We start from the raw sequence: 19,670 nt of genomic DNA on the forward strand, positions 1-19,670 counted from the left end.
CGACAGGCTTTCCATAGGAAACCGTTTTGCGGCCGGCCCCGCCGGCCGGTCACGGCGCGCTGGCGGCGCGCCAAAGCCAAAGGAGGCAGCCGACCCCATGCAGGAAACCGGGCCCCATAGCCGCTGGATGCCGCGCTCCCTGCGGCAGTTCGAGGTCATGAACCGCAAGCTGGCCCCCATCTTTGTGGTGGCGGCGCTCACCGGCGCGGCCACGGGATGCATCGCGGCGGCACTTTTGCAAAGCGTCTCCCTCGTCGACGCCGGCCGGGCGGCGCTTGCCGGCGCGGCCGAAACGGCCTTTGGCGGCGGGGCCGCCGTCTCCATGCTCCTCTCGGCGGCCATGACGGTCGGCGCGGTGGCCCTGGTCCGCTTTTTCGCCCCCGAAGCGGCCGGCAGCGGCATCCAGGAGATCGAAGGCGTCCTTGAAGGCATGCGGGCGTTGCGTCCCGACCGGGTGCTACCGGTGAAGCTTGCCGGCGGCATCCTTTCCCTCGGCAGCGGCCTTTCCCTGGGCCGCGAGGGGCCGACCATCCATATGGGCGGGGCGCTCGGCCGGCTGCTCGGCCGGCTGTGCCGCCAGAGCGACCCGCAAGTGCTGCATTCGCTGGTGGCCGCGGGCGCGGCCGCCGGGCTGGCCGCCGCCTTCAACGCCCCCCTGGCCGGCATTCTTTTCGTGATGGAGGAGATGCGCCGCGAGTTCCACTTCAATTTCGTTTCGTTTCACTGCGTGGTCATCGCCGCCGTGGTCGCGGACGTGATGTTGCGGCTGCTCCTCGACGCCGGCCCGGCCATCGCCATGACGGTCTTCCCCGTGCCCCATGTCCAAAGCCTGTGGCTCTTTTTCCTGTTCGGCCTGCTGCTCGGCGGCGTGGGCGTGATGTTCAACCGCCTGCTTCTGGCCTCGCTCAGGCGGGTGGACCGGGCGGCCGCGCGCTGGCCCTGGCTCTTCGCCCTGGCCGTCGGCGCGGCCTTCGGGCTGATTGCCTGGGTCTATCCCGATCTGGCCGGCGGCGGCTACCACGTGCTCCACCACGCCCTGACCGGACAGGTGGCGGTGCCCTTGCTCGTGCTGCTTTTCGTCTGCCGTTTCGCCGGGACCCTTTTTTGCTACGCGACCAGCGCGCCGGGCGGCATTTTCGCGCCCATGCTGGCGCTTGGCACACTGCTTGGCATGGCCTTCGGCCAGCTCGCCGTGGGGCTCGGGCTGACCACCTTTCCCGGCATGTTCGCCGTGGCCGGCATGGGGGCGCTTTTCGCGGCCACGGTGCGCGCGCCCCTGACCGGCATGGTGCTCATCATGGAAATGACCCGCAATTACGCCCTGACCCTGCCCCTGCTCGTGACCTGCATCGCCTCGGTGGTCACGGCCGAAACCCTGGGCGGCCGGCCGATCTACTCGCTGCTCCTGGACCGCACCCTGCGCCGGGAACAGGACCCGGCGGCGTCCCGATAACGCCCGCCCCCCTCCCTGGCGTTCACGCTCAACCAAGGACACGCGACCATGAAACGCCTTTTCGTGATGATCACCACCAAAAACCCCGACAAGGCCACCCGGGCCGCCCAATTCGCCAAGCTGGCCGGCGAGTCCTTGGCCGGCATGATGCTGGTGGACGACGGCGTGTACCTCGCCATTCCCGAAACCCTGGACCGGACCAAGGCCGTGACCGGCGACGACTTCGTCGGGCACTTGGCCGCGTTGCCAAGGTCCCCCTGCTCGTGTGCAAACCCTGCTGCGCGGCCCGGGGCATCGCCGCCGAGGACCTACACCCGGCCTTCAGGGTCGGCACCGGCGTGGACGCCATGGCCGTCATCCTCGAGGACGACGTCACCACGCTGACCTTCTAGGCGCGGGCCACGCCCGCCCAGGCTCCGGGGCCGCGCTCCGGGCGGACGGAAGCGGTGCGGACGGCGACGCGAAAAAAAGCCCGCGCTGCCCACACACGCGACGAAGCTGCGCGGCCCCCCCCCCTGCGCCCGCCCTCCTTCCGGCTGGGCAAGCCAGGCCCGGCGCCTTGCTTGCCCGCCGCAGTGCTGGTAGCTACCGGCATGGCCACTCCTCCCTCCGATGCCGAAGTCCCCTGCGCCGCGGCGCTGCCGCCGGGACGCCTGGGCCGCCGGCTGTTTCTTTATTTTGCGGCCACGCTCCTGGCCCTGGCCGTGGGGGTGGCCATGGCCACCATCGTTCCCCTGCTCGGCCGCCTCACCCGATCCGAACAGGCCGGGCTGGCCCATGTGGCCGAAACCAAGGCCCTGGCCATCGGCGAATGGTATCGCCGGGCCGAGGACCTGGCGCGGCAGATCACCAGCCGCACCCAGATCCGCGACGTCCTGGAGGACGTCTACGCCGGGCGCGTCTCCCGGGAACATTTCGCGGCCTACGCCGGGCCGCGGCTCGCCGACGCCATGAAGCGCTCGGCCGACGTAGTCGGCATCACCCGCCTGTCCAGGGACGGCGAGCCTGTCGTCTCCTGCGGCGAGGCGATCCCGGAAAACGCCTGGCGCATTCCGCCGGAAGGCTCCGGCAAGGTGCTGGTCTCCGCGCCCGTCATGCTTTCGGGAAAGCTCTGCATCGTTGTCGGCGCGCCCGTCACCGGCCGCGACGGCAGCCGCGTGGCCACCGACCTCGTGGCCGTGGACACGGCCCAGCTCGCCGGAAAGATCCTGCAGCCGCCGGGCGAAGACCCGGCCGCCCGGCTCGCCCTGGCCCTGCGGGAAAAGGACGCGGTCCGCACCTTCCTTGTCGAACCGAAGCCCCTGCCCCAAGCCCTGGCCCCGGCCATGGACAAGGGACTGGGGCAGGCGCTTGCCGGCCGCGCCGGCATCCTGGCCGCGACCGACACCGTCATCGCCTACACGCCGGTGGCCGACACCGGCTGGGGACTGGCCCTTTCCGCCGACAGCCGCCTGCTCTACGCCCCGGTCCGGACCGAACTGGCCGCCATGCTCGCCTCCACGGCCGGCGTCTACGCGCTGTGCCTGCTCGGCTTCGGCGTCCTGCTGCGGCCGCTGACCGGACGCATCCTGCTCGAGGCCAGGGAGCTTTCCGCCATGGTCGCGGACCGGACCCGCCGGCTGACCGGGGAACTTGCGGCCCGCAAAGAGGCGGAAAAGGCCTTGCAGGAGGCCCGCGACGGCCTGGAGCGCCGCGTGGCCGAACGCACCCGCCGGCTGGCCGAGGCCAATGCGGAACTGCTTGCCCTGCACGAGCGCCTGGAAGGCGAGGTCGAGGAGCGAAAGGCCCTGTCCAGGGAACTCATCAACCTGCTCGAAGGGGTGCGCCTGGACATCTCGCGCGACCTGCACGACCACACCGGGCAGCTCCTCACCACCCTGCGCCTGACCCTCAACGCCGCCGCGCGCGACCTGCCCGGGGACGCCGAGGCCTGTCGCGACCAGCTCGTCGCGGCCGGGCAAAAGGTGGACCAGGTGCAGACCGAGATCAAAGCCCTGGCCCGGGGGCTGCGGCCCGATACCCTGGACTATTTCGGCCTTGTCCCCTCACTCGCCGCCCTCATCGACGAACAGCAGGCCGCAAGTGAGCTGGCCTTCCATTTTTTCCACAACGAGATCCCGGCCGATTTCGACCGGGACAAGGCCCTGGCCCTCTACCGCATCGCCCAGGAAGCCCTGTCCAACACCATCCGCCACGCGAAAGCCGCCAACGTGCACCTAAGCCTCGTGCGGCGCGAGGACCGCATCACCCTGTCCGTGGAGGACGACGGCGCGGGCTTCGATCCGGCGGCGCGGCCTGCCACGAGCCTGGGGCTTACGCTCATGCGCGAGCGCATGGTCCAGCTCGGCGGCACGCTGCTGGTGGAATCGGCCCCGGGCGAGGGCACGCACATCGTCGCGGAAGTCGCGCTCTGACAACCGCCGGGGAAACGCCATGCACAGCCATCGACTCCTGCTCGTGGACGACCATCAGGTGGTCATCGAAGGCATCAAGGGACTTTTCGCCGACCACGCCGACATCGTGATCGCCGGCGAAGCCACTTCCGGCGAACAGGCCGTGGAGCTGGCAAGCAAACTCCACCCGGACGTGGTCATCATGGACATCTCCATGCCGGGCCTAAACGGCGTGGAAGCCACCATCGCCATCCGGCAGGCCGAACCCACGGCGGACATCATCATCTACACCATGCACTCCGACCAGCGCTTCATTCTGGAGCTCTTTAAGGCCGGCATCTCCGGCCACGTGCTCAAGGCCGACGACCCGGCGCTGCTGGTGCGGGCCGTGGAAACGGTCTGCGCCGGAGGCACCTTCTTCACCACGGTCACGCCCCAGCAGCTCTCCCGCCAGTTCCAGGGCGAGACGGCCGGGGACGACGAGGCGCGCCTCGCCCTTCTCAGCCGCCGCGAAATGGAGGTCTTCCGCCTGCTCGCCGACGGCCTGGCCCTCAAGCGCATCGCCGCCACGCTGTGCATCAGCCCCAAGACCGTGGAGACCCACAAGTACAACATCATGGAAAAGCTTGCCGCCGAGACCCCGGCCGACCTGACCAAGATCGCCCTGCGCCATGGGCTGATAAAGCCCTAGGGACTATTTTGATGAGGGAGCAAGACGCCGGGGGGAAACTTTTCTGAAGAAAAGTTTCCCCCCGGGCCCCCCATCAAAAGACTTTCAAAGGGCACCAACGGGAAAGGGGATAGCAGGCGCCGGAGCCTCGTTGAGCGGCTCCCTATCGCGTGGATCTTAGGTTCCGCGCGTAAGGATTTTCCCGAGCCAGTCGCCGTCGTTGCGTGGGCGGCCGGCATCTTTCGAGCGTGATCCCCCGCCATGAGGGACAATCACGGAAATAGGGAAATCAGGAACGTCCCGATGGACCCGACCGCGTCCGGGCGGCATCCTTTGGCCAGAGCAAGGGAGATGCCATGGACAGGAGATCGTTTCTCAAACTGCTGGGGCTTGGCGGCGCGAGCGTCGGGATCGTGGCCCCGGGCGAAGCCTTCGCCGCCGGGAGCGGCAAGGGACCGCGCTACGCCATGGTCGTGGATCTGCGGCGTTGCGTGGGCTGCCAGTCGTGCACCGTGAGCTGCGGCCTGGAAAACCGCACCCCGGTCGGGGATTTCCGCACCACCGTGGGCGAGTACGTGCTGCGCGACGCCGAGACGAAGCGGTCGTTCGTCGCCTCGCTGCCGCGCCTGTGCAACCACTGCGAAAAGCCGGCCTGCATCCCGGTCTGCCCGGTGAAGGCCACCTACCAGCGTCCGGACGGCATCGTGGTCATCGACGGGACCAAGTGCCTGGGCTGCGGCTTTTGCGTCCAGGCCTGCCCCTACGGGGCGCGCTTTCTCAACCACGAGACCAAGACCGCCGACAAGTGCACCTTCTGCGCCCACCGCCTGGCCGCCGGGCTGCTGCCGGCCTGCGTGGAAAACTGCGTGGGCGGGGCGCGCCATTTCGGCGACGTCAACAATCCCGAAAGCCTCGTCGGCCGCCTGCTGCGCGAACACGACGGCGCGCTGGCCGTGCTCTATCCCGAGAAGAAAACCGAGCCTTCCGTCTATTACCTAGGCCTCGATCCCTTTTTCGTCAGCGCCGCCGATGTGGCCGCGCCCATGCCCTACCGCGATCTGCGCCAGGGAGGAAGCCATGCCTGATGTCATGGAACTTGTCGGCGTCGTGCCCGCTCCGGATTGGGGCGCCCTTGAACCGCTGGCCCTTGGCATGCTGACCGCCGGCGCGGCGGCCCTGATCCTGGCCGCCTTGACCCTGCTGTGGGGCCGGGGCGAACGGCTGGCCCGGCCGTTTTCCCTGGCGGCGCTCACCGCCGGCCTGTGCGGCCAGTCGGCCCTTTTCGTTTCGCTGGAACAACCGCTTCGGGCCTACGAATTCTTCCTCCACCCGTCCACGACCTCCTGGACCGCCGCCGGGGCCTACATCGTCCCGGTATTCCTGCTCACCGCGTTGGGCCTCGTTTGGCGCACGCGCCGGCCGCGCCCGGCCAACCGGACCCTGGCCGCCCTGGCGCTTTTGCCCGGCATCGCGGTCTTTACCTACGCCACCAACGAAATCATGGCCTGCGTCGGCCGGGCCTTGTGGACAAGCCCGGTGCTGCCGCCGCTTTTCGTCATCGCCGGGCTGGCCGGCGGCCTCGGCCTGACTGCCTGTCTGGCCGGCGGCAGGGACGCCGATCCCGGGGTCACCCGTGCCCTGGCCGGCTCTGCCGCCCTGGGAGCGGGCGCTTGCGCGGCCTTGGCCATTTTCCTGCCCGCGCCCGCCGGATTCGCCGGGGCCGTGAGCCTCTGGTGGCATGCCCCGGACCTGCTCTGTCTGCTGGCCCTGGTTGCGGCGGTCCTCGGCTGGAAAAGCGCCGGCCGCGGCCTGTACGTGGCCGGCGTGGCCGGGCTGGCCGCCGACTTCCTGCTCTTCTGGAAGCTCATCCAGCTCGGCCAGGCCTTCCCCCGCAACGCCGCCACCGTGGCCGACAAGGCCGCCTTCCTCGACCTGCTGTCCGGGCCGTCGCTCCTGGCCCTGGCCGGAACCGCCGGACTGCTTTTGGCCCTGGGGCTGCTCGTGCCCGCGCTTTTGCCCGAAAAAACGCCGCCCGCCCCCCACGGCGTCCGCTCATAAGGAAAGGCACCGCTATGATGGACCAATCTTCCCTGCCGCAAAACGGCACGCCCCCGGATCAGGGCAAACGCGACCTGCTCAAAAAAGGCGCGGTGGTCGCCGGGCTCGGACTTTTCGCCGCCGCCTCGGCCGGCGCGGCCGTCAAAGTCGTCAGCGGCCTTGTGACCGGCTCCGCCGGCGAGGCCCTGGCCGACCCCGTCAACAAGAACTCCCTGCCCCCGGAATATCGTGTCGACGCCGCCGGACAGGTACACGAAACCAAAGGCCAGCGCGTGGCCTTCAACCAGTGCTGGGGCTGCACCACCTTTTGCGGCGTGCGGCTGCATATCGACGAGGCGACGGACGCCGTGACCCGGGTGGCCGGCAATCCCTACAACCCGCTGGCCCACGAGCATCATTTCGCCATGGACACCCCGGTGGAGGAAACCCTGCGCCGGCTCTCGGCCGACAAGGGGCAAGGCCACGACAAGCGCTCCACCACCTGCGGCCGGGGCGCGGCCATGCTCGACGCCTCGAAAAACCCCTTCCGCATCACCCGCTGCCTTAAACGCGCGGGCAAACGCGGCGAAGGCAAATGGAAAACCATTCCCTTCGAACAGCTCGTGGCCGAGGTGGTGGACGGCGGCGACCTCTTCGGCGAGGGGCACGTGGACGGCCTGCGGGCCATCCGCGAGGCCAAGGGCCCGGCCAACCCGGCCATGCCGGAATTCGGCCCCCAGTCCAACCGCCTGCTTTTGACCTATGCCGTGGACGACGGCCGGGAGACGTTTTTCTACAAGCGCTTCGGCATGCAGGCCTTTGGCACGAAAAACTTCGGCAAGCACGGGGCCTACTGCGGCCTGTCCTTTCGCATCGGCTCCGGGCTTTTCATGGACGACCTCAAGAAGAACACCCACATCAAGCCGGATTTCGAAAACTGCGAATTCGCCATTTTCTGGGGCACGGCCCCGTCCCAGGCCGGCAATCCGTTCAACCGCTCGGGCCGGATGCTGGCCGCCGGGCGCAGCGACGGCAAGCTGCACTACGCCGTGGTGGACCCGGTGCTGCGTATGCCCATGGCCAGCGCGTCGCGTGACCGGTGCCAGTGGGTGCCCATCCTGCCAGGCATGGACTCGGCCCTGGCCATGGGCATGATGCGCTGGATTTTCGACAACGAACGCTTCGACAAGGGCTTTTTGTCCCGGCCCACCCTGGCTGCCGCCAAGGCCGCCGGCGAAGCCGGCTTTTGCAACGCCACGCATCTGGTCCGGCTTTCCGGCCCGGGCGCGGGCCATATCCTCATGGCCTCGGACATGGGCCTGGCCGCCCCTGCCCCGGCCGTTAAGGACGCCGGCAAGCCCGCCGCCGAGGCCGCCAAACCCGGGGACGCGCCCATGGTCATGGGCAGCGGCGGCAAGCCGGTCCCGGCCGGCGGCTGCCCCGAGGCGGCGCTTTTCTACCGGGGCGAGGTCAGGCTGCCGGACGGCTCGACCGCCACCGTGGCCACGGCGCTGACGCTTTTGCGCGAGGAAGCGATGGGGCGCAGCCTGGAAGAGTACGCCACATACTGCGGCGTGCCGGTGGAGACCATGACGCAGCTGGCCCGGGAACTGACCGCCCACGGCAAGCGGGCCGCCGTGGACGTGCACGGCGGCATGATGAGCACCTCCGGCGGCAACGCCACGTTCACCGTGCTCACCCTCAATACGTTGATCGGCAACATCAATGCCAAGGGCGGCATCGCCACCACGGCCGGCTCGTTTCATGCCGGCCCGGCCCTCAAAGGCCCGCGCTACGACCTGGAGAACTTCCCCGGCGAAATCCAGGCCAAAGGCTTCCCGGCCATCCGCTGCCGGGCTCCGTACCAGAAATCGACGGAATTCAAGCAGAAATCCGCCGCCGGCAAGAATCCCTATCCGTCGGAGCAGCCCTGGTATCCGCTGACCCCGCCCAACATGCCCGGCGAACATCTGCTCTCCCACGCCAACGGCTCGCCGTTTACCTACAAATGCTGGATCAACTGGACCGGCAACGTCATCTACGGCCACGGCGGGCTCAAACACGCCGTGGACAAGCATCTGCGCGATCCGGCCGACCTGCCGCTCATCATCGGCATCGACACCTTTCACAACGAGACCAACGCCTACGCCGATTATCTCGTGCCCGACCCGTGCATGTACGAAGTCTGGGGCGGCTTCTCCGGGGCCTGGGCCGGGGTGTTAACCAAGATGTCAACAGCCCGTTGGCCGGCCATCGAACCGCGCCAGGAAAAAAGCGCCGCCGGCGAGCCGGTGTGCATGGAGCTTTTCCTCATCGAGGTGGCCAAGCGCCTGGGCCTGCCGGGTTTCGGCGACAAAGCCATTCCCGGCCGGGACGGCACCCTCCACCCCCTCAACACGCCCCAGGACTACTACCTGCGCCTGACGGCCAATGTGGCCTGGTTCAAAGGAGACGTGCTGCCGAGCCCCAGCGACCGGGACGTGGCGCTTTCGGGCATCGCCCGCATCCTGCCGGACATTGCCAGGGTGCTGCCGCCCGAGGAGCGCGGCCCGGTGGCCTACGTCTACAGCCGGGGCGGCCGGTTCGCCCCCTACGGCGCGAGCTACGCCGGGGACGCGGTCAAGGCGAAGTGGGAAAAGGCGCTCCAAATCTATAACGAGGAAGCGGCCCTGGCGATCAACTCCCAGACCGGCAGGCACTATAGCGGCACGCCCCGCTTCCTGCCGCCGCGTCTCACCGACGGCCGGGAACTGCGCGCGGTCTGGACCGAGAAGGACTACCCGCTGCTCATGACGTCCTTCAAATCGAGCCTCATCAACTCCTACGCCGTCATCTCCGACCGGCTGCTGGCCGTCAAACCCATCAACATGGTCATGGTCCACACCGAAGACGCCAAGCGCCTGGGCGTTTCCCGGGGCGACCTGGTGCGCATGGTGAGTCCGGCCGGCAGCGCCGCAGCACGGGTGGTGGTCGGGGACGTGGTCATGCCGGGCGTCGTCGCCGTGGAACACGGCTTCGGCCATACGGCGCTCGGGGCCGCCGACGTGGAAGTGGACGGCAAGCTGATCCGGGCCGACCGCCGCGCCGCCGCCGGCTTCTCCCTCAACGACCTGACGCCGCCGGACCCCACCCGCAAGGGCGCGTCCACCCTGCTCGAGCATGAATACGGCTGTTCCGCCCGGCAAGGCATCCCCATACGGTTGGAAAAGGTCTGAGGCGTCGTCCCGTAAAAAGTACCAAAGTGCTTTTTACGGGAAAGGCCGGCCGGCAAGACCGCGCGCACGTCTAGGGATTCGGGGGGGTCGGGCCGGAGAGGGCGGCGGCAGCGACCTCCCCGGGGCCTTCCCGGCCCGGCCACTCGAAGAGTTTTTTGAGCCGCGCCCAGAATTCCCCGCCGAGCAGGAGCAGTCCCGCCCAGAAAAGCCCCTCCCCGGCGAGCAGCAAAAAGAGCAGTCCCCGCAGGCCGGACGGTTTCGGCGGACTGAAGATGAAGAGCCCGAGCACGATGTAGTAGGGCACGAAGCTGGCCATAAGCATGGCGATGCCGGTGTAGTGGCGGGCCTTGCCGATGTGGCGCGGCGGGGCGGTCTCGCGGCCGCAAAGAAAAAAGCCCTTGATGCGCCGCTTGACGCCTTCGATGAACGGCTTGCCCAAAAGCGCCACCGCCGCCAGACAGGCAAGCTCCCCGGAGCCGATGTACACGGCCCCGAAGGTTACGGCCTGCCCGGCGCTTAGCGGCAGAAAAGCCACAAACTCGATGGTGCAGAGCGGAACGAAGCTGTAGACGAGAAGGCTCAGGCCCAGCCGCCGCTTCCAGCCGTTCGTCTCCCGGCCGCCATTCCCTTTTTTCTCCTCCATCCCCCCTCCTCACGTATCGCCCGCAGCATCCGACGCGCCTCTTCCCGGCGGCCTTACCGGATATCCTTTCCGATAGCCGCCGCGCCCAGCGATGGCAATGCGCCCCCCGCCTCTCTTCCCGCCTCCGTCCCCTCCCCCTCGCCGCCCCCCTCCCCATCGCCAAAAGTCTTGGGAAAGGGGGTCTGGGGGGAAACCTTTCTTCAGAAAGGTTTCCCCCCAGCTCTTCCTCCCCTCCCCTCTTACACCGCCGTGGCGGCGGCGCGTTCTTCCTTGGTCATGTCCGCGAGCTTTTGCACTTCGGCCAGATCGAGCCCCAGCCCCGTGGCCACGCGCCCGCCCCACTCGGCGTCCGCCTTGTAGAAAAGGGCGCACTGGCGCTTCTGGATGCGCGGGACGGCGTTTTTGAGATGCTCCACGATGTTGCCGACGAGGTGCTCCCGGTCCATGTCGTTCATGGCCTTGCGGTAAAGCTCCCCGGGCTGGCTGTGGTCGTCGTTGGGATGGGCGTAGGCGTGCCGGCCGGCCTCGCCGTGCACGGGATAGTCCGGTTCCAGGGCGGCCGCATCCGGGGCCGGGCCGCCGAAGCTGTTGGGCCAGTAGTTGGGGCCGGAACCGCCGCCGTCGTCGACGCGCATGAAGCCGTCGCGCTGGTAGTTTTGCGCCTTGGCGGCCTTGGGCGCGTTGACCGGGATGAGCTGGTAATTGGGGCCAAGCCGGTGCAGGTGGGTGTCGTGGTAGGAGAAAAGCCGGCCTTGCAACATCTTGTCCGGCGAGGCGGCGATGCCGGGCACCAGGTTGCTCGGGTTGAATGCCGCCTGCTCCACCTCGGCGAAGTAGTTGACCGGATTTCTGTCCAGCACCAACTTGCCGATCTTGATCGGCGGCACGTCGCCATGGGGCCAGACCTTGGTCACGTCGAAGATGTCGAAGCGGTAGTCCTCGGCCTGCTCCGGGGTCATGATCTGCATCTCCAGAGTCCAGGAGGGCGGATTGCCCGAGGCGATGGCATTGAAAAGGTCCTCGGTGGCGTGGTCGGGACTGGCGCCGGCAAGGTGTTCGGACTCCTGGCGGGTCAGGTTCCTGATGCCCTGGTCGGTCTTGAAGTGGTACTTCACCCAGAAATAGTCCCCGGCCGCGTTGTACCATTTATAGGTATGGCTGCTGTAGCCGTTCATGTTGCGGTAGGTGGCCGGGGTGCCCCGGTCGGAGAAAAGGACCGTCACCTGGTGCAGAGATTCCGGGGTGAGCGACAGGAAATCCCAGAACATGTCGGCGTCTTTCAGATTGGTCCGGGGATTGCGCTTCTGGGTGTGGATGAAATCCGGGAATTTGAGCGGATCGCGGATGAAAAAGACCGGCGTGTTGTTGCCGACCATGTCGTAATTGCCTTCCTCGGTGTAGAACTTGAGCGCGAATCCCCGGGGATCGCGGGCCGAATCGGCCGAGCCGCGCTCGCCGCCCACAGTGGAGAACCGGGCGAAGACCTCGGTGCGCTTGCCCACCTGGGAGAGAAAAGCCGCCTTGGTGTAGCGGGTCACGTCGGCCGTGACCTCGAAATAGCCGTAGGCCCCGGCCCCCTTGGCGTGGACCACCCGCTCGGGAATGCGCTCCCGGTCGAAGTGGGCCATTTTTTCCAACAGATGCACGTCCTGCATGAGCGCCGGACCGCGCGTGCCGGCGGTGGCGGTATTCTGGTCGTCGCCGATGGGAGCTCCAAATCCGGTGGTCATGATCTTTTTGTCGGGCATGGCGCGCCTCCTGGCCAATGGCCGTTTTTCCCGCCGGGGCGGGATGGTTTTTTTATGGATAATGATTCTCTACAAGATACGAGAAGGCGTGACAACGAAAAAGGGGAAAAAAGCGGGACCTCGACCGGAATTTCCGGCCGAGATCGGCAAAAATACAATGAAGAGAGGGATTAGATGCCGCGTTTTTTACGGCAGCGCGGGCACAGGCCAAAAAAATCCAGGCGGTGGGAACTGATGGCGTAGCCGCTGGATGCGACCAGGGAAGCGACGAAGCGCTCCATGTCCGGGGCGGGCGGATCGGTCACGGCCCCGCACTCCAGGCAGATGCAATGCGGGTGTGGCGTGGGGCGGATGGCGTCGTAACGGTTGTCCCGGTCGCTGAATTGCAGCTCCAAAATCTCGCCGCACTGCTTGAGGGCGGCAATGGTCTTGTAGACCGTGGCCAGGCTCATGGCCGGAAACCTCGCAAGCAACCGGCGGTGCAGGGCCTCGGCCGAGGGATGGTCGGGGCTGCCGGCCAGCTCGCGCAGGATTTCCAGACGTTGCGGGGAGATGCGGTGACCCTGGCAGCGCAGGCGCTCCACCATGGCGTCGAGGCGGGTATTGTCGACGGTCATGGGAAAGCCTTAGCGGGCGAGCATGGCGCGCAGGATGTCGGCGCAGTTTTCGGCCTTGCGGCTGGCCCGGTAGACGTATTCCACAAAACGCACCACCTGGTAGACGCGGCCGAACTCCATGTCCGTGCCGTAGGCCGCGGCGACAAGCGCGCGCTTGGCCCGGATCACGCGCCGATGCTGGTCGCGCACGGCCTGCATGGCCTTCTTGAGCGCGTCGCGCTCCCCCCCGCCGCAAAGGATATAGTCCACCGTGCCGGCAAGGGCGGGCTCCAGCAGCTCCACGCCGCGCGCCGCCTCGGCCACGCAATCCTCCAGGGCCGGGCGAAGGGGCGGGGGCACCACGAAATCGTCGCGGTCGAGCCAGACGGCGGCGTCCAGGACCGCGTCCAGGATATCGTCCTGCCGCTTGGTGTAGTCGAGAAAAAGCGTCTTATCGACCACCATGAGCCCGGCCGCCGGCAGGTGGTTGCGGATGCGCCGCTTGATCTTGTCGGCGGCGCCCTCCAGGATGTCGATCTCCCCGACCAAGGCGGCAAAGGCGTCGTCCGGGCTGGCGTCGAGGCAATGGCGCAGGGCCTCGGCCAAAAGCGCCATGCCCCTGGCCACGGGCCGGTAATGGTCGCACAGCCCCGGCAGGTAATCCTTGCGGCGCGGACCGAGAAAGCGCAGGGCGCGGGGCAGCATGGCGGGCTCCTTGGCGTCTGAATGAGGGAGTGGGCCGGCCCTCAGCCATGCGGCAAAGCCCGTGCGCCTGTCAACCGCCGATGGTTCGCTGTCCAGGCCACTCCCCGGGCAACCCGGCCATGCCGGCGTCCGCCCCCGCAACGCAATCGCCCTTGTCAGGTCCGGCCCAGCCGGCGTAGAGTACTTTTTTCCCTCAAGACCGGCCCTGGGCCGACAACGCGCGGGCGGGACTCCTTGCATTTCACCATCGTCAGCATCTTTCCGGAATTTTTCGATTCCTTCCTGTCCTGCGGGCTCATGGCCAAGGCCGTCGAGGCCGGCGTGGTGGCCGTGGACCGGATAAATCCCCGGGATTTCGCCACGGACAAGCACCACACCGTGGACGACCGACCCTACGGCGGCGGTCCGGGCATGGTCATGGGCCTGCCCACGCTGGTCACCACCCTGCGCTCCCTGCCCAAACCCGGCCGCCTGCTCATGCTGTCCCCGGCCGGGCGGCCGCTGACGCAGGAGATCGCCGCCGAACTGGCCACGGAGGAGGCGCTCACTCTTGTCTGCGGCCGCTACGAGGGCATCGACGCCCGGATTTTCGACCTCTTCGACATCACCCCGGTCTCGGTGGGGGATTTCGTGTTGTCCGGGGGCGAATCCGCCGCCGCCTGCCTGATGGAGTCCGTTTCCCGGCTGGTGCCGGGATTCATGGGCAAGGAGGCCTCGGCCGACGAGGAAAGCTTCGCCTCCGGGCTCCTGGAATACCCCCACTACACCCGGCCGGAGATGTTCGAGGGCCTGCCCGTGCCGCCGGATCTTTTGACCGGCCACCACGCGGCCATCGCCGCCTGGCGGCGCAGGCGCTCGCTGGAAACGACCCTTCACCGGCGGCCGGATCTTTTCGACGCCACGATCCTCTCGGACGAGGACCTGGATTTTTTGCGCGCCGTCCCCCGCGCCCGTCCCGGACGCAACATGCACATAGCCCTCGTGCACGGCCCGGTGCTGCTCAAGGATGGAAAAGTCGGCACGGTGTCTTTGACAAACCTCGACGTCCACGATATAGCGCGCGTTTCCCGCACCTACGGTCTGGGAGGCTTCGAAGTGGTGTCCCCGCTTCGGGACCAACTGACCCTGGCCGGCCGCATCGTCGGCCACTGGCGGGAAGGTCCGGGGCTGGCCGCCAATCCGGACCGCGCCGAGGCGTTGTCGCTGGTGCGCCTGCACGAGGACCTGGACGCGGCGCTTGTCGCCGTGGGCAAGGACCACGGGCAGCCGCCGGCCCTGATCGCCACCAGCGCCCGGGGGCCGGCCACCATGTCCTTCGCCGCCGCCCGGGAGCTCATCGGCAAACGCCCGGTGCTGGTCGTGCTCGGCACGGGACACGGGCTGGCGGACGCTGTGCTGGACCGGGCCGACGGCATACTGCCGCCGCTTCGGCCCTTTTCGGACTACAATCATTTATCGGTGCGGGCCGCGGCCGGCATCCTCACCGACAGACTGCTCGGCGACATTTTATAAGGCTCGCCGACAGCGAACGAGACATTCCAAGGCCTAAGCGGCACGCGCCGGACGGCCTTACCGAGGAGAAAGCGTCATGAACGTGATCAAGCAGATTGAGCGGGAGCAGATGCGCCTGGACATGCCGGCGTTTCGCCCCGGCGACACCGTCAAGGTGCACCTGCGCATCATCGAGGGCGAGAAAGAGCGCATCCAGGTGTTCCAGGGCGCGGTGCTGCGCCTGCGCAAGGGCGGAGTCAACTCCACCTTCACCGTGCGCAAGGTGTCCGACGGCGTGGGCGTGGAGCGCGTGTTCCCCATGCACTCCCCGTTTATCGAGCGCGTGGAAGTGGTGACCCAGGGCAAAGTGCGCCGCAGCCGGCTGTACTACCTGCGCGCCCTTCGCGGCAAGGCCGCCCGCATCAAGACCCGCACCACCTGGGAATCCTAGTCCCGGCAAACGCCGTGGACCGGACCCGAATCCTTTTTGCGGCCGTCGCCTGCCTGGCGGGAATTTTCCCGTCAGGTTGGCGCGGCCGTCTTTTGTCATGCCCGCGCGCATTCTCATAGCCGGCGTGGACGAGGCCGGCCGGGGCTGCCTGGCCGGGCCGGTGGTGGCCGGGGCGGTGATTTTGCCCGAGGCCTACGACCTGCCTTTTCTCACCGATTCCAAAAAGCTTTCCGCCGCCAGACGCGAGGGGCTCGCTCCGGCCATCAAGGCGCAAGCCATCGCCTGGGCCGTGGGCATGGCCTGGCCGGTCGAGATCGACCGGATCAACATCCTGCAAGCCACCTTCGCGGCCATGTCCCGGGCCGTGCGGGCGCTTCGGGTCAGGCCCGAGGCGCTCAAGATCGACGGCAACAAGCGCATCCCGGCCGCCCATCTGGCCAACATCGCCGCGCCCCCGCCCCAGGAGGCCATCATCGGCGGCGACCTGAGCGTGCCGGCCATCTCCGCCGCCTCGATCCTGGCCAAGACCAGTCGCGACAAGCTGATGACGATTTTCGACCGGCAATTTCCCGGTTACGGCTTCGCCTCGCACAAGGGCTACGGGGCCAAGGCCCATCTGGCCGCCCTGCGGGAGCTTGGCCCCTGCCGCCTGCACCGCCTGACGTTTCGGGGGGTCCTGCCCGAAGCGGCCCGCCAGATGCCCCTGCCGGGCTGTTAAGCGCCCTGCCCGCGCCGGCCGGACCAGGACACGCGTCCCATGCCCGAAAGCGGTTCAAGCCCCCGCGTGTGCTTTTTTCCTGGAGCCATTTTCACCCCGACCACGAGTCAACATCTTGCCCTTAGGGAAAGAAAAGCGTTTCCTTGCTTCCGAAAATAAAAACCGCTCCCCTCTCCACCCCCTGTGAAAGTTTTTGAAAGGGGTCCAGAGGGAAACTTTTTTCAAAAAGTTTCCCCCTGGCCGCCGGAGGCATCCCCATGACCCCACCACCACCATCGCCGCCGCACCTGCGCCTGGGCCGGGCCGGCGAGGACGCGGCAACGGCGCTTCTTGGCGGCAAGGGATATGCGGTGCTGGAGCGCAATTACCGCGCGAAGGGCGGCGAGGTGGACATCATCTGTCGGGACGGGGACACGCTCGTGTTCGTGGAGGTCAAGACGCGCGGCCCGGGGAGCCTTGGCCGGCCGGACCAGGCGGTGACGCCGGCCAAGCGGCGACGGATCGCGCTGGCCGCGGCCGCCTACCTGTCCGAGCGGAATTTATGGGAGATGCCGTGCCGTTTCGACGTGGTGGCCATTGTCGCGCGCGACGGGGGCCATACGGCCACCCATATGCCTGACGCCTTCGGCGTGGAGGACGCCCTGGACACGAGACGCTTCTACCAGCCGTGAAGGGAGGGCGCGAGAGGGAGCCCCTTTTCCAAAAGGGTTTCGCCTCTCGCGCATTCCAGCCAATCTGTTAGTCGTTGACGTCGACTTCGGCGCAGGTGTCGTCTTCGGACAGGGAAAAGGCGGCGGCGGCCTCGAAGATGCGGGCTTCCACATAGCTGACGACATTGTCCTCGTCGGAATCCACGTCGAAGCAGTAGCCGTCCTTGGAGAGCAGACCGCCGGGGATGAGGTCGCCGCGCTCCTCGGGGTCGGTGATGGTATCGGCGTAAAAGCACACCGAAAGAAATTTTTCGCCGTCGAGGGAGGCCACGTCGACCATGGTGATCACGGGGCGGCCGCGCGGGGGTTCGGCGCGTAGGCTATAGCTCGCGGGCGGCCGGGGCACGAAAGAAACGCTGACTTCGCATAAGCCCTCGAGCACGGATTTGAAGCGCAGGAAGGCCTTTTTGACGCCGTTGGAGTCGTCGGTCCAATGGTCGATGAAAGCTTCGAGTTCGGTCACTTAGGGGCCTCCTAGAGGTAGAACAAAATGAGCAGGTAGGTGGATAACCCGATTACGGAGAAAATGAAATCGCTTCGCGACATGGGATTTCCTCAAAAAAAAGGTTGCCAAGCCCAAAGGCGTGGTATAAATACCGTCTCTCGTTGCGCCGAGGTAGCTCAGTCGGTAGAGCAGGGGACTGAAAATCCCCGTGTCGGCAGTTCGATTCTGTCCCTCGGCACCATAGAAATCAAAGGCTTACGGTTGAAAGACTGTAGGCCTTTTTTCTTTTGGTCCATCTGCTCCCGCCTTGATCTCGCTGTAAAAGGTTATAGAAAGTGAAACGCGATGAAAATAGCCCAGGCCCGTAGGGATGGGAAGCGGCTGCAACCCCGCGTTAGGCGGCCGCGCTAGGCGGCGGGGAAATTTGTTCGAAATATCAAGGAACGACCATGGCAACGATCAAACACGAATCCCGTATTTTCATCGGCAAGATCAGGCGACTTTTCGCGGTGCATTTCCGCAAGGGCTACGTGGCCCGGCAACTCCGTATCCGCCAGGGGGAATGCCACCAGTGCGGGACATGCTGCCACTTCACCATCGCTTGCCCGATGCTGACCCGGGACCATTTGTGCCACGTGTACGGCAAATGCCGGCCAAAGGCCTGCCGTCTGTTTCCCCTCGACCAGAAGGACATCGACGACGTGGCCAGGTGCGGCGGGGTTTGCGGCTACGGCTTCGACACTCCACCAGCAAGGCCACATTAAAAAACCTCCCTTCCCCTGTCGCGCCCACCGCTCGACACAAAACCGTGTCCAGTCCCGCCGCTCTCGCAGCGCACCGCGCCACCTGCGTTCGGACAACGGCCCGGGGTTCGTCTCCAAGGCGCTTTGCGCTGGGTGGCGAATCAAGGACTCGAAGTTGCCCTGATCGATCCCGGCGAGCCCTGGCAAAACGGGATGGTTGAAAGCTGCAACGGCGAATTCCGGGACGAATGTCTCTCCATGGAGTGCTTTCGCTCCCGGATGGAGGCCAACGTGGTCATCGAGGACTGGCGCAGCTCTACAACGAGGTGCGTCCGCACTCGAGTCTCGGCAAAATGACGCTGGGAGCGTACGCTCGAATGCTTAACAACACTTCACCACAGGGAGCCTCCCTCAAGAATTGACTGGTCCGAAGCATGCCGGCGGGTCACTTGGAACAATTTGCAAGATTTTCATTTCATATTGTAATAAAAAGAAATTCCGGGATGCGATTGGCGCAGGGCAGATATTTACGCATCAACTGTTATTGATATTGACAATCACAATCTATAAAGAAGAAGAAACCTTTTTTGAGGATGCCCATGAAATACCAGTTTGATGTCGTAAACGGGGCGGAAGGTCGGGCGCATCACGTCGATTACCGGGTCGAGGCCGGACAGGGGGTGATGTCCACCGCAAGCCGGGTCATTGCCCTGCGACCGGATCTTCTCCTCAATATATCGGCCGTTCGCCCCGGCATTGAGGCCAAGTTCAAATTTGAAATCGGCAAGGCCCCTGTGCAATTCGGATTCGTCGTGTCGGGCTCCAATCGCTGCACGTACTACGATGGCGCTTTAAAAAACCAGACGCATCTCCTCAAACAGGGCTGCAACGGCATTTATTATTTCCCTGAGACATCAGGCGCCCTTGAAAGTGACCATGATTCCGGGGTATTTGTTGTAAGCATTTTGACAACGCCCTTATTCTTGGATTCGTATTTCAAAGATGACAAAAGAAAGCTCTCTTGCGCATTCAAAAAAATAATGGCCGAACAGAAGGAACAATTTTATTGGCGAGGAGCGGAAAATCCCGCCAAGATGTCACTCCTTCTGCAGATAATACAAAATAAGTACAGTGACGGCGTTCAAAAAATGTTCTTGGAAAGCCGGGTGCTGGAACTCTTGGCTTGGCAGTTGAATGAATGTCTTGGTGCTGATCCCGATGAAAATCGAAACAAACAATCCTTGCGAACAAAAGATGTGGAACGCATCCAAGCCGCCAAGGAACTGCTTGTCAAAGATTTCGAAAATCCACCGAGTGTGGCCATGCTGGCCAAGCTGGTCGGCATCAATGAAAAAAAACTGAAAATCGGATTCAAGCAAGTCTTCGGGCGGCCTGTTTTTGAATACTTCCGCGAGTATCGCTTGGAGCGCGCCCGGGAACTGCTTGTTTCCGGCGATGTGACCGTAAGCGAAGCCGCATATCAAATCGGGTATCAGAGCCTGAGCCATTTCAGTCGGGCCTTTCGGGAGCGCTACGGCCTTAATCCCAAGGATTACGGCCGCGTCCGGGGTGGATTTTAAAAACAGTCACGGCTGCTGGCGGTGATGGCGGCCATGCCGCCGGGCATGTGAAGGCCCGTGCCGCCCCCCTCC

The 19,670-nt window shown here is 65.9% G+C and carries 18 protein-coding genes, 1 tRNA gene and 1 pseudogene; 15 read left to right on the forward strand and 5 right to left on the reverse strand.

Annotated elements, in window-relative coordinates:
- Positions 1-97: 97 nt before the first annotated feature.
- The 7 genes from clcA (at position 98) to DESFRDRAFT_RS04330 (ending at position 9,768) form a co-directional block, all read left to right on the forward strand.
- Positions 98-1,453, forward strand: a complete 1,356-nt coding sequence (gene clcA / locus DESFRDRAFT_RS04300) for a H(+)/Cl(-) exchange transporter ClcA (protein ID WP_005991491.1) — start codon at positions 98-100, stop codon at positions 1,451-1,453.
- Positions 1,454-1,716: 263 nt separating this feature from the next.
- On the forward strand, positions 1,717-1,845 hold the full coding sequence (locus tag DESFRDRAFT_RS23080) for a hypothetical protein (RefSeq protein WP_272913118.1): 129 nt from the start codon (positions 1,717-1,719) through the stop codon (positions 1,843-1,845).
- 171 nt (positions 1,846-2,016) lie between these two features.
- The gene (locus tag DESFRDRAFT_RS04310) at positions 2,017-3,867 is read left to right on the forward strand and encodes a sensor histidine kinase (protein WP_233489553.1); all 1,851 of its coding nucleotides are present in this window, start codon (positions 2,017-2,019) and stop codon (positions 3,865-3,867) included.
- A gap of 19 nt (positions 3,868-3,886) precedes the next feature.
- Positions 3,887-4,537, forward strand: coding sequence for a response regulator (locus DESFRDRAFT_RS04315; protein ID WP_005991498.1), 651 nt, complete (start codon positions 3,887-3,889; stop codon positions 4,535-4,537).
- Between the two features lie 335 nt (positions 4,538-4,872).
- The gene (gene dsrO, locus DESFRDRAFT_RS04320; protein WP_005991499.1) at positions 4,873-5,601 is read left to right on the forward strand and encodes a sulfate reduction electron transfer complex DsrMKJOP subunit DsrO; all 729 of its coding nucleotides are present in this window, start codon (positions 4,873-4,875) and stop codon (positions 5,599-5,601) included.
- A complete protein-coding gene (locus DESFRDRAFT_RS04325) occupies positions 5,594-6,574 on the forward strand; it encodes a polysulfide reductase NrfD family protein (protein WP_005991501.1) in 981 nt (326 codons plus the stop codon). Before dsrO ends, DESFRDRAFT_RS04325 begins: the two co-directional genes overlap by 8 nt.
- Before the next feature lie 14 nt (positions 6,575-6,588).
- Entirely contained in the window at positions 6,589-9,768 is a 3,180-nt protein-coding gene (locus DESFRDRAFT_RS04330; protein ID WP_005991503.1) for a molybdopterin dinucleotide binding domain-containing protein, read from the forward strand.
- A 70-nt stretch (positions 9,769-9,838) separates the two neighbouring features.
- Here DESFRDRAFT_RS04330 and DESFRDRAFT_RS04335 read toward each other — a convergent pair whose 3' ends face one another.
- The 4 genes from DESFRDRAFT_RS04335 to DESFRDRAFT_RS04350 all read right to left on the reverse strand — a co-directional run bounded on the left by DESFRDRAFT_RS04335 (position 9,839) and on the right by DESFRDRAFT_RS04350 (position 13,460).
- Positions 9,839-10,411: a hypothetical protein gene (locus tag DESFRDRAFT_RS04335; RefSeq protein ID WP_005991505.1), complete on the reverse strand. Its 573-nt coding sequence runs from the start codon at positions 10,409-10,411 to the stop codon at positions 9,839-9,841.
- Between the two features lie 239 nt (positions 10,412-10,650).
- The gene (locus DESFRDRAFT_RS04340) at positions 10,651-12,159 is read right to left on the reverse strand and encodes a catalase (RefSeq protein WP_005991508.1); all 1,509 of its coding nucleotides are present in this window, start codon (positions 12,157-12,159) and stop codon (positions 10,651-10,653) included.
- A 170-nt stretch (positions 12,160-12,329) separates the two neighbouring features.
- Positions 12,330-12,776 (reverse strand): Fur family transcriptional regulator, encoded by a 447-nt coding sequence (locus DESFRDRAFT_RS04345; protein WP_005991510.1) that lies wholly within the window; start codon positions 12,774-12,776, stop codon positions 12,330-12,332.
- A 9-nt stretch (positions 12,777-12,785) separates the two neighbouring features.
- Positions 12,786-13,460 (reverse strand): DUF47 domain-containing protein, encoded by a 675-nt coding sequence (locus DESFRDRAFT_RS04350; protein WP_005991511.1) that lies wholly within the window; start codon positions 13,458-13,460, stop codon positions 12,786-12,788.
- 234 nt (positions 13,461-13,694) lie between these two features.
- Here DESFRDRAFT_RS04350 and trmD point away from each other — a divergent pair, with 234 nt between their 5' ends.
- From trmD to DESFRDRAFT_RS04370, 4 genes are all read left to right on the forward strand, one after another.
- Positions 13,695-14,972 carry a tRNA (guanosine(37)-N1)-methyltransferase TrmD gene (trmD, locus tag DESFRDRAFT_RS04355; protein WP_005991513.1) on the forward strand — a complete coding sequence of 426 codons (1,278 nt, stop codon included), beginning with the start codon at positions 13,695-13,697 and terminating at the stop codon, positions 14,970-14,972.
- 76 nt (positions 14,973-15,048) lie between these two features.
- Positions 15,049-15,402 (forward strand): 50S ribosomal protein L19, encoded by a 354-nt coding sequence (gene rplS, locus DESFRDRAFT_RS04360; RefSeq protein WP_005991515.1) that lies wholly within the window; start codon positions 15,049-15,051, stop codon positions 15,400-15,402.
- 97 nt (positions 15,403-15,499) lie between these two features.
- Positions 15,500-16,120, forward strand: a complete 621-nt coding sequence (locus DESFRDRAFT_RS04365; protein WP_005991517.1) for a ribonuclease HII — start codon at positions 15,500-15,502, stop codon at positions 16,118-16,120.
- Between the two features lie 257 nt (positions 16,121-16,377).
- Positions 16,378-16,791 (forward strand): YraN family protein, encoded by a 414-nt coding sequence (locus DESFRDRAFT_RS04370; RefSeq protein WP_005991519.1) that lies wholly within the window; start codon positions 16,378-16,380, stop codon positions 16,789-16,791.
- A 67-nt stretch (positions 16,792-16,858) separates the two neighbouring features.
- On the opposite strand, the gene DESFRDRAFT_RS04375 is transcribed toward DESFRDRAFT_RS04370, so the two are convergent.
- Positions 16,859-17,293: a hypothetical protein gene (locus DESFRDRAFT_RS04375; protein WP_005991521.1), complete on the reverse strand. Its 435-nt coding sequence runs from the start codon at positions 17,291-17,293 to the stop codon at positions 16,859-16,861.
- A gap of 147 nt (positions 17,294-17,440) precedes the next feature.
- On the opposite strand from DESFRDRAFT_RS04375, the gene DESFRDRAFT_RS04380 reads away from it, so the two are divergent.
- From DESFRDRAFT_RS04380 to DESFRDRAFT_RS04390, 4 genes and pseudogenes are all read left to right on the forward strand, one after another.
- Positions 17,441-17,516 (forward strand) — tRNA-Phe (locus DESFRDRAFT_RS04380).
- Positions 17,517-17,724: 208 nt separating this feature from the next.
- Complete coding sequence (locus DESFRDRAFT_RS04385; RefSeq protein ID WP_005991523.1) at positions 17,725-18,039, forward strand: hypothetical protein; 315 nt, start codon at positions 17,725-17,727, stop codon at positions 18,037-18,039.
- Between the two features lie 70 nt (positions 18,040-18,109).
- Positions 18,110-18,440: pseudogene (locus DESFRDRAFT_RS22845) on the forward strand (integrase core domain-containing protein); the annotation flags it as partial.
- Positions 18,441-18,617: 177 nt separating this feature from the next.
- On the forward strand, positions 18,618-19,598 hold the full coding sequence (locus tag DESFRDRAFT_RS04390; protein WP_005991525.1) for an AraC family transcriptional regulator: 981 nt from the start codon (positions 18,618-18,620) through the stop codon (positions 19,596-19,598).
- The last annotated feature ends 72 nt before the right edge of the window (positions 19,599-19,670 follow it).

Source organism: Solidesulfovibrio fructosivorans JJ] (genome assembly GCF_000179555.1).
GTDB classification, from domain to species: domain Bacteria; phylum Desulfobacterota; class Desulfovibrionia; order Desulfovibrionales; family Desulfovibrionaceae; genus Solidesulfovibrio; species Solidesulfovibrio fructosivorans.

Coding starts and splice junctions, on each gene's coding strand:
- clcA (WP_005991491.1), top strand. CDS start 98: ATGCAGGAAACCGGGCCCCATAGCCGCTGGATGCCGCGCTCCCTGCGG.
- DESFRDRAFT_RS04315 (WP_005991498.1), top strand. CDS start 3,887: ATGCACAGCCATCGACTCCTGCTCGTGGACGACCATCAGGTGGTCATC.
- dsrO (WP_005991499.1), top strand. CDS start 4,873: ATGGACAGGAGATCGTTTCTCAAACTGCTGGGGCTTGGCGGCGCGAGC.
- DESFRDRAFT_RS04325 (WP_005991501.1), top strand. CDS start 5,594: ATGCCTGATGTCATGGAACTTGTCGGCGTCGTGCCCGCTCCGGATTGG.
- DESFRDRAFT_RS04330 (WP_005991503.1), top strand. CDS start 6,589: ATGATGGACCAATCTTCCCTGCCGCAAAACGGCACGCCCCCGGATCAG.
- DESFRDRAFT_RS04335 (WP_005991505.1), bottom strand. CDS start 10,411: ATGGAGGAGAAAAAAGGGAATGGCGGCCGGGAGACGAACGGCTGGAAG.
- DESFRDRAFT_RS04340 (WP_005991508.1), bottom strand. CDS start 12,159: ATGCCCGACAAAAAGATCATGACCACCGGATTTGGAGCTCCCATCGGC.
- DESFRDRAFT_RS04345 (WP_005991510.1), bottom strand. CDS start 12,776: ATGACCGTCGACAATACCCGCCTCGACGCCATGGTGGAGCGCCTGCGC.
- DESFRDRAFT_RS04350 (WP_005991511.1), bottom strand. CDS start 13,460: ATGCTGCCCCGCGCCCTGCGCTTTCTCGGTCCGCGCCGCAAGGATTAC.
- rplS (WP_005991515.1), top strand. CDS start 15,049: ATGAACGTGATCAAGCAGATTGAGCGGGAGCAGATGCGCCTGGACATG.
- DESFRDRAFT_RS04365 (WP_005991517.1), top strand. CDS start 15,500: ATGCCCGCGCGCATTCTCATAGCCGGCGTGGACGAGGCCGGCCGGGGC.
- DESFRDRAFT_RS04370 (WP_005991519.1), top strand. CDS start 16,378: ATGACCCCACCACCACCATCGCCGCCGCACCTGCGCCTGGGCCGGGCC.
- DESFRDRAFT_RS04385 (WP_005991523.1), top strand. CDS start 17,725: ATGGCAACGATCAAACACGAATCCCGTATTTTCATCGGCAAGATCAGG.
- DESFRDRAFT_RS04390 (WP_005991525.1), top strand. CDS start 18,618: ATGAAATACCAGTTTGATGTCGTAAACGGGGCGGAAGGTCGGGCGCAT.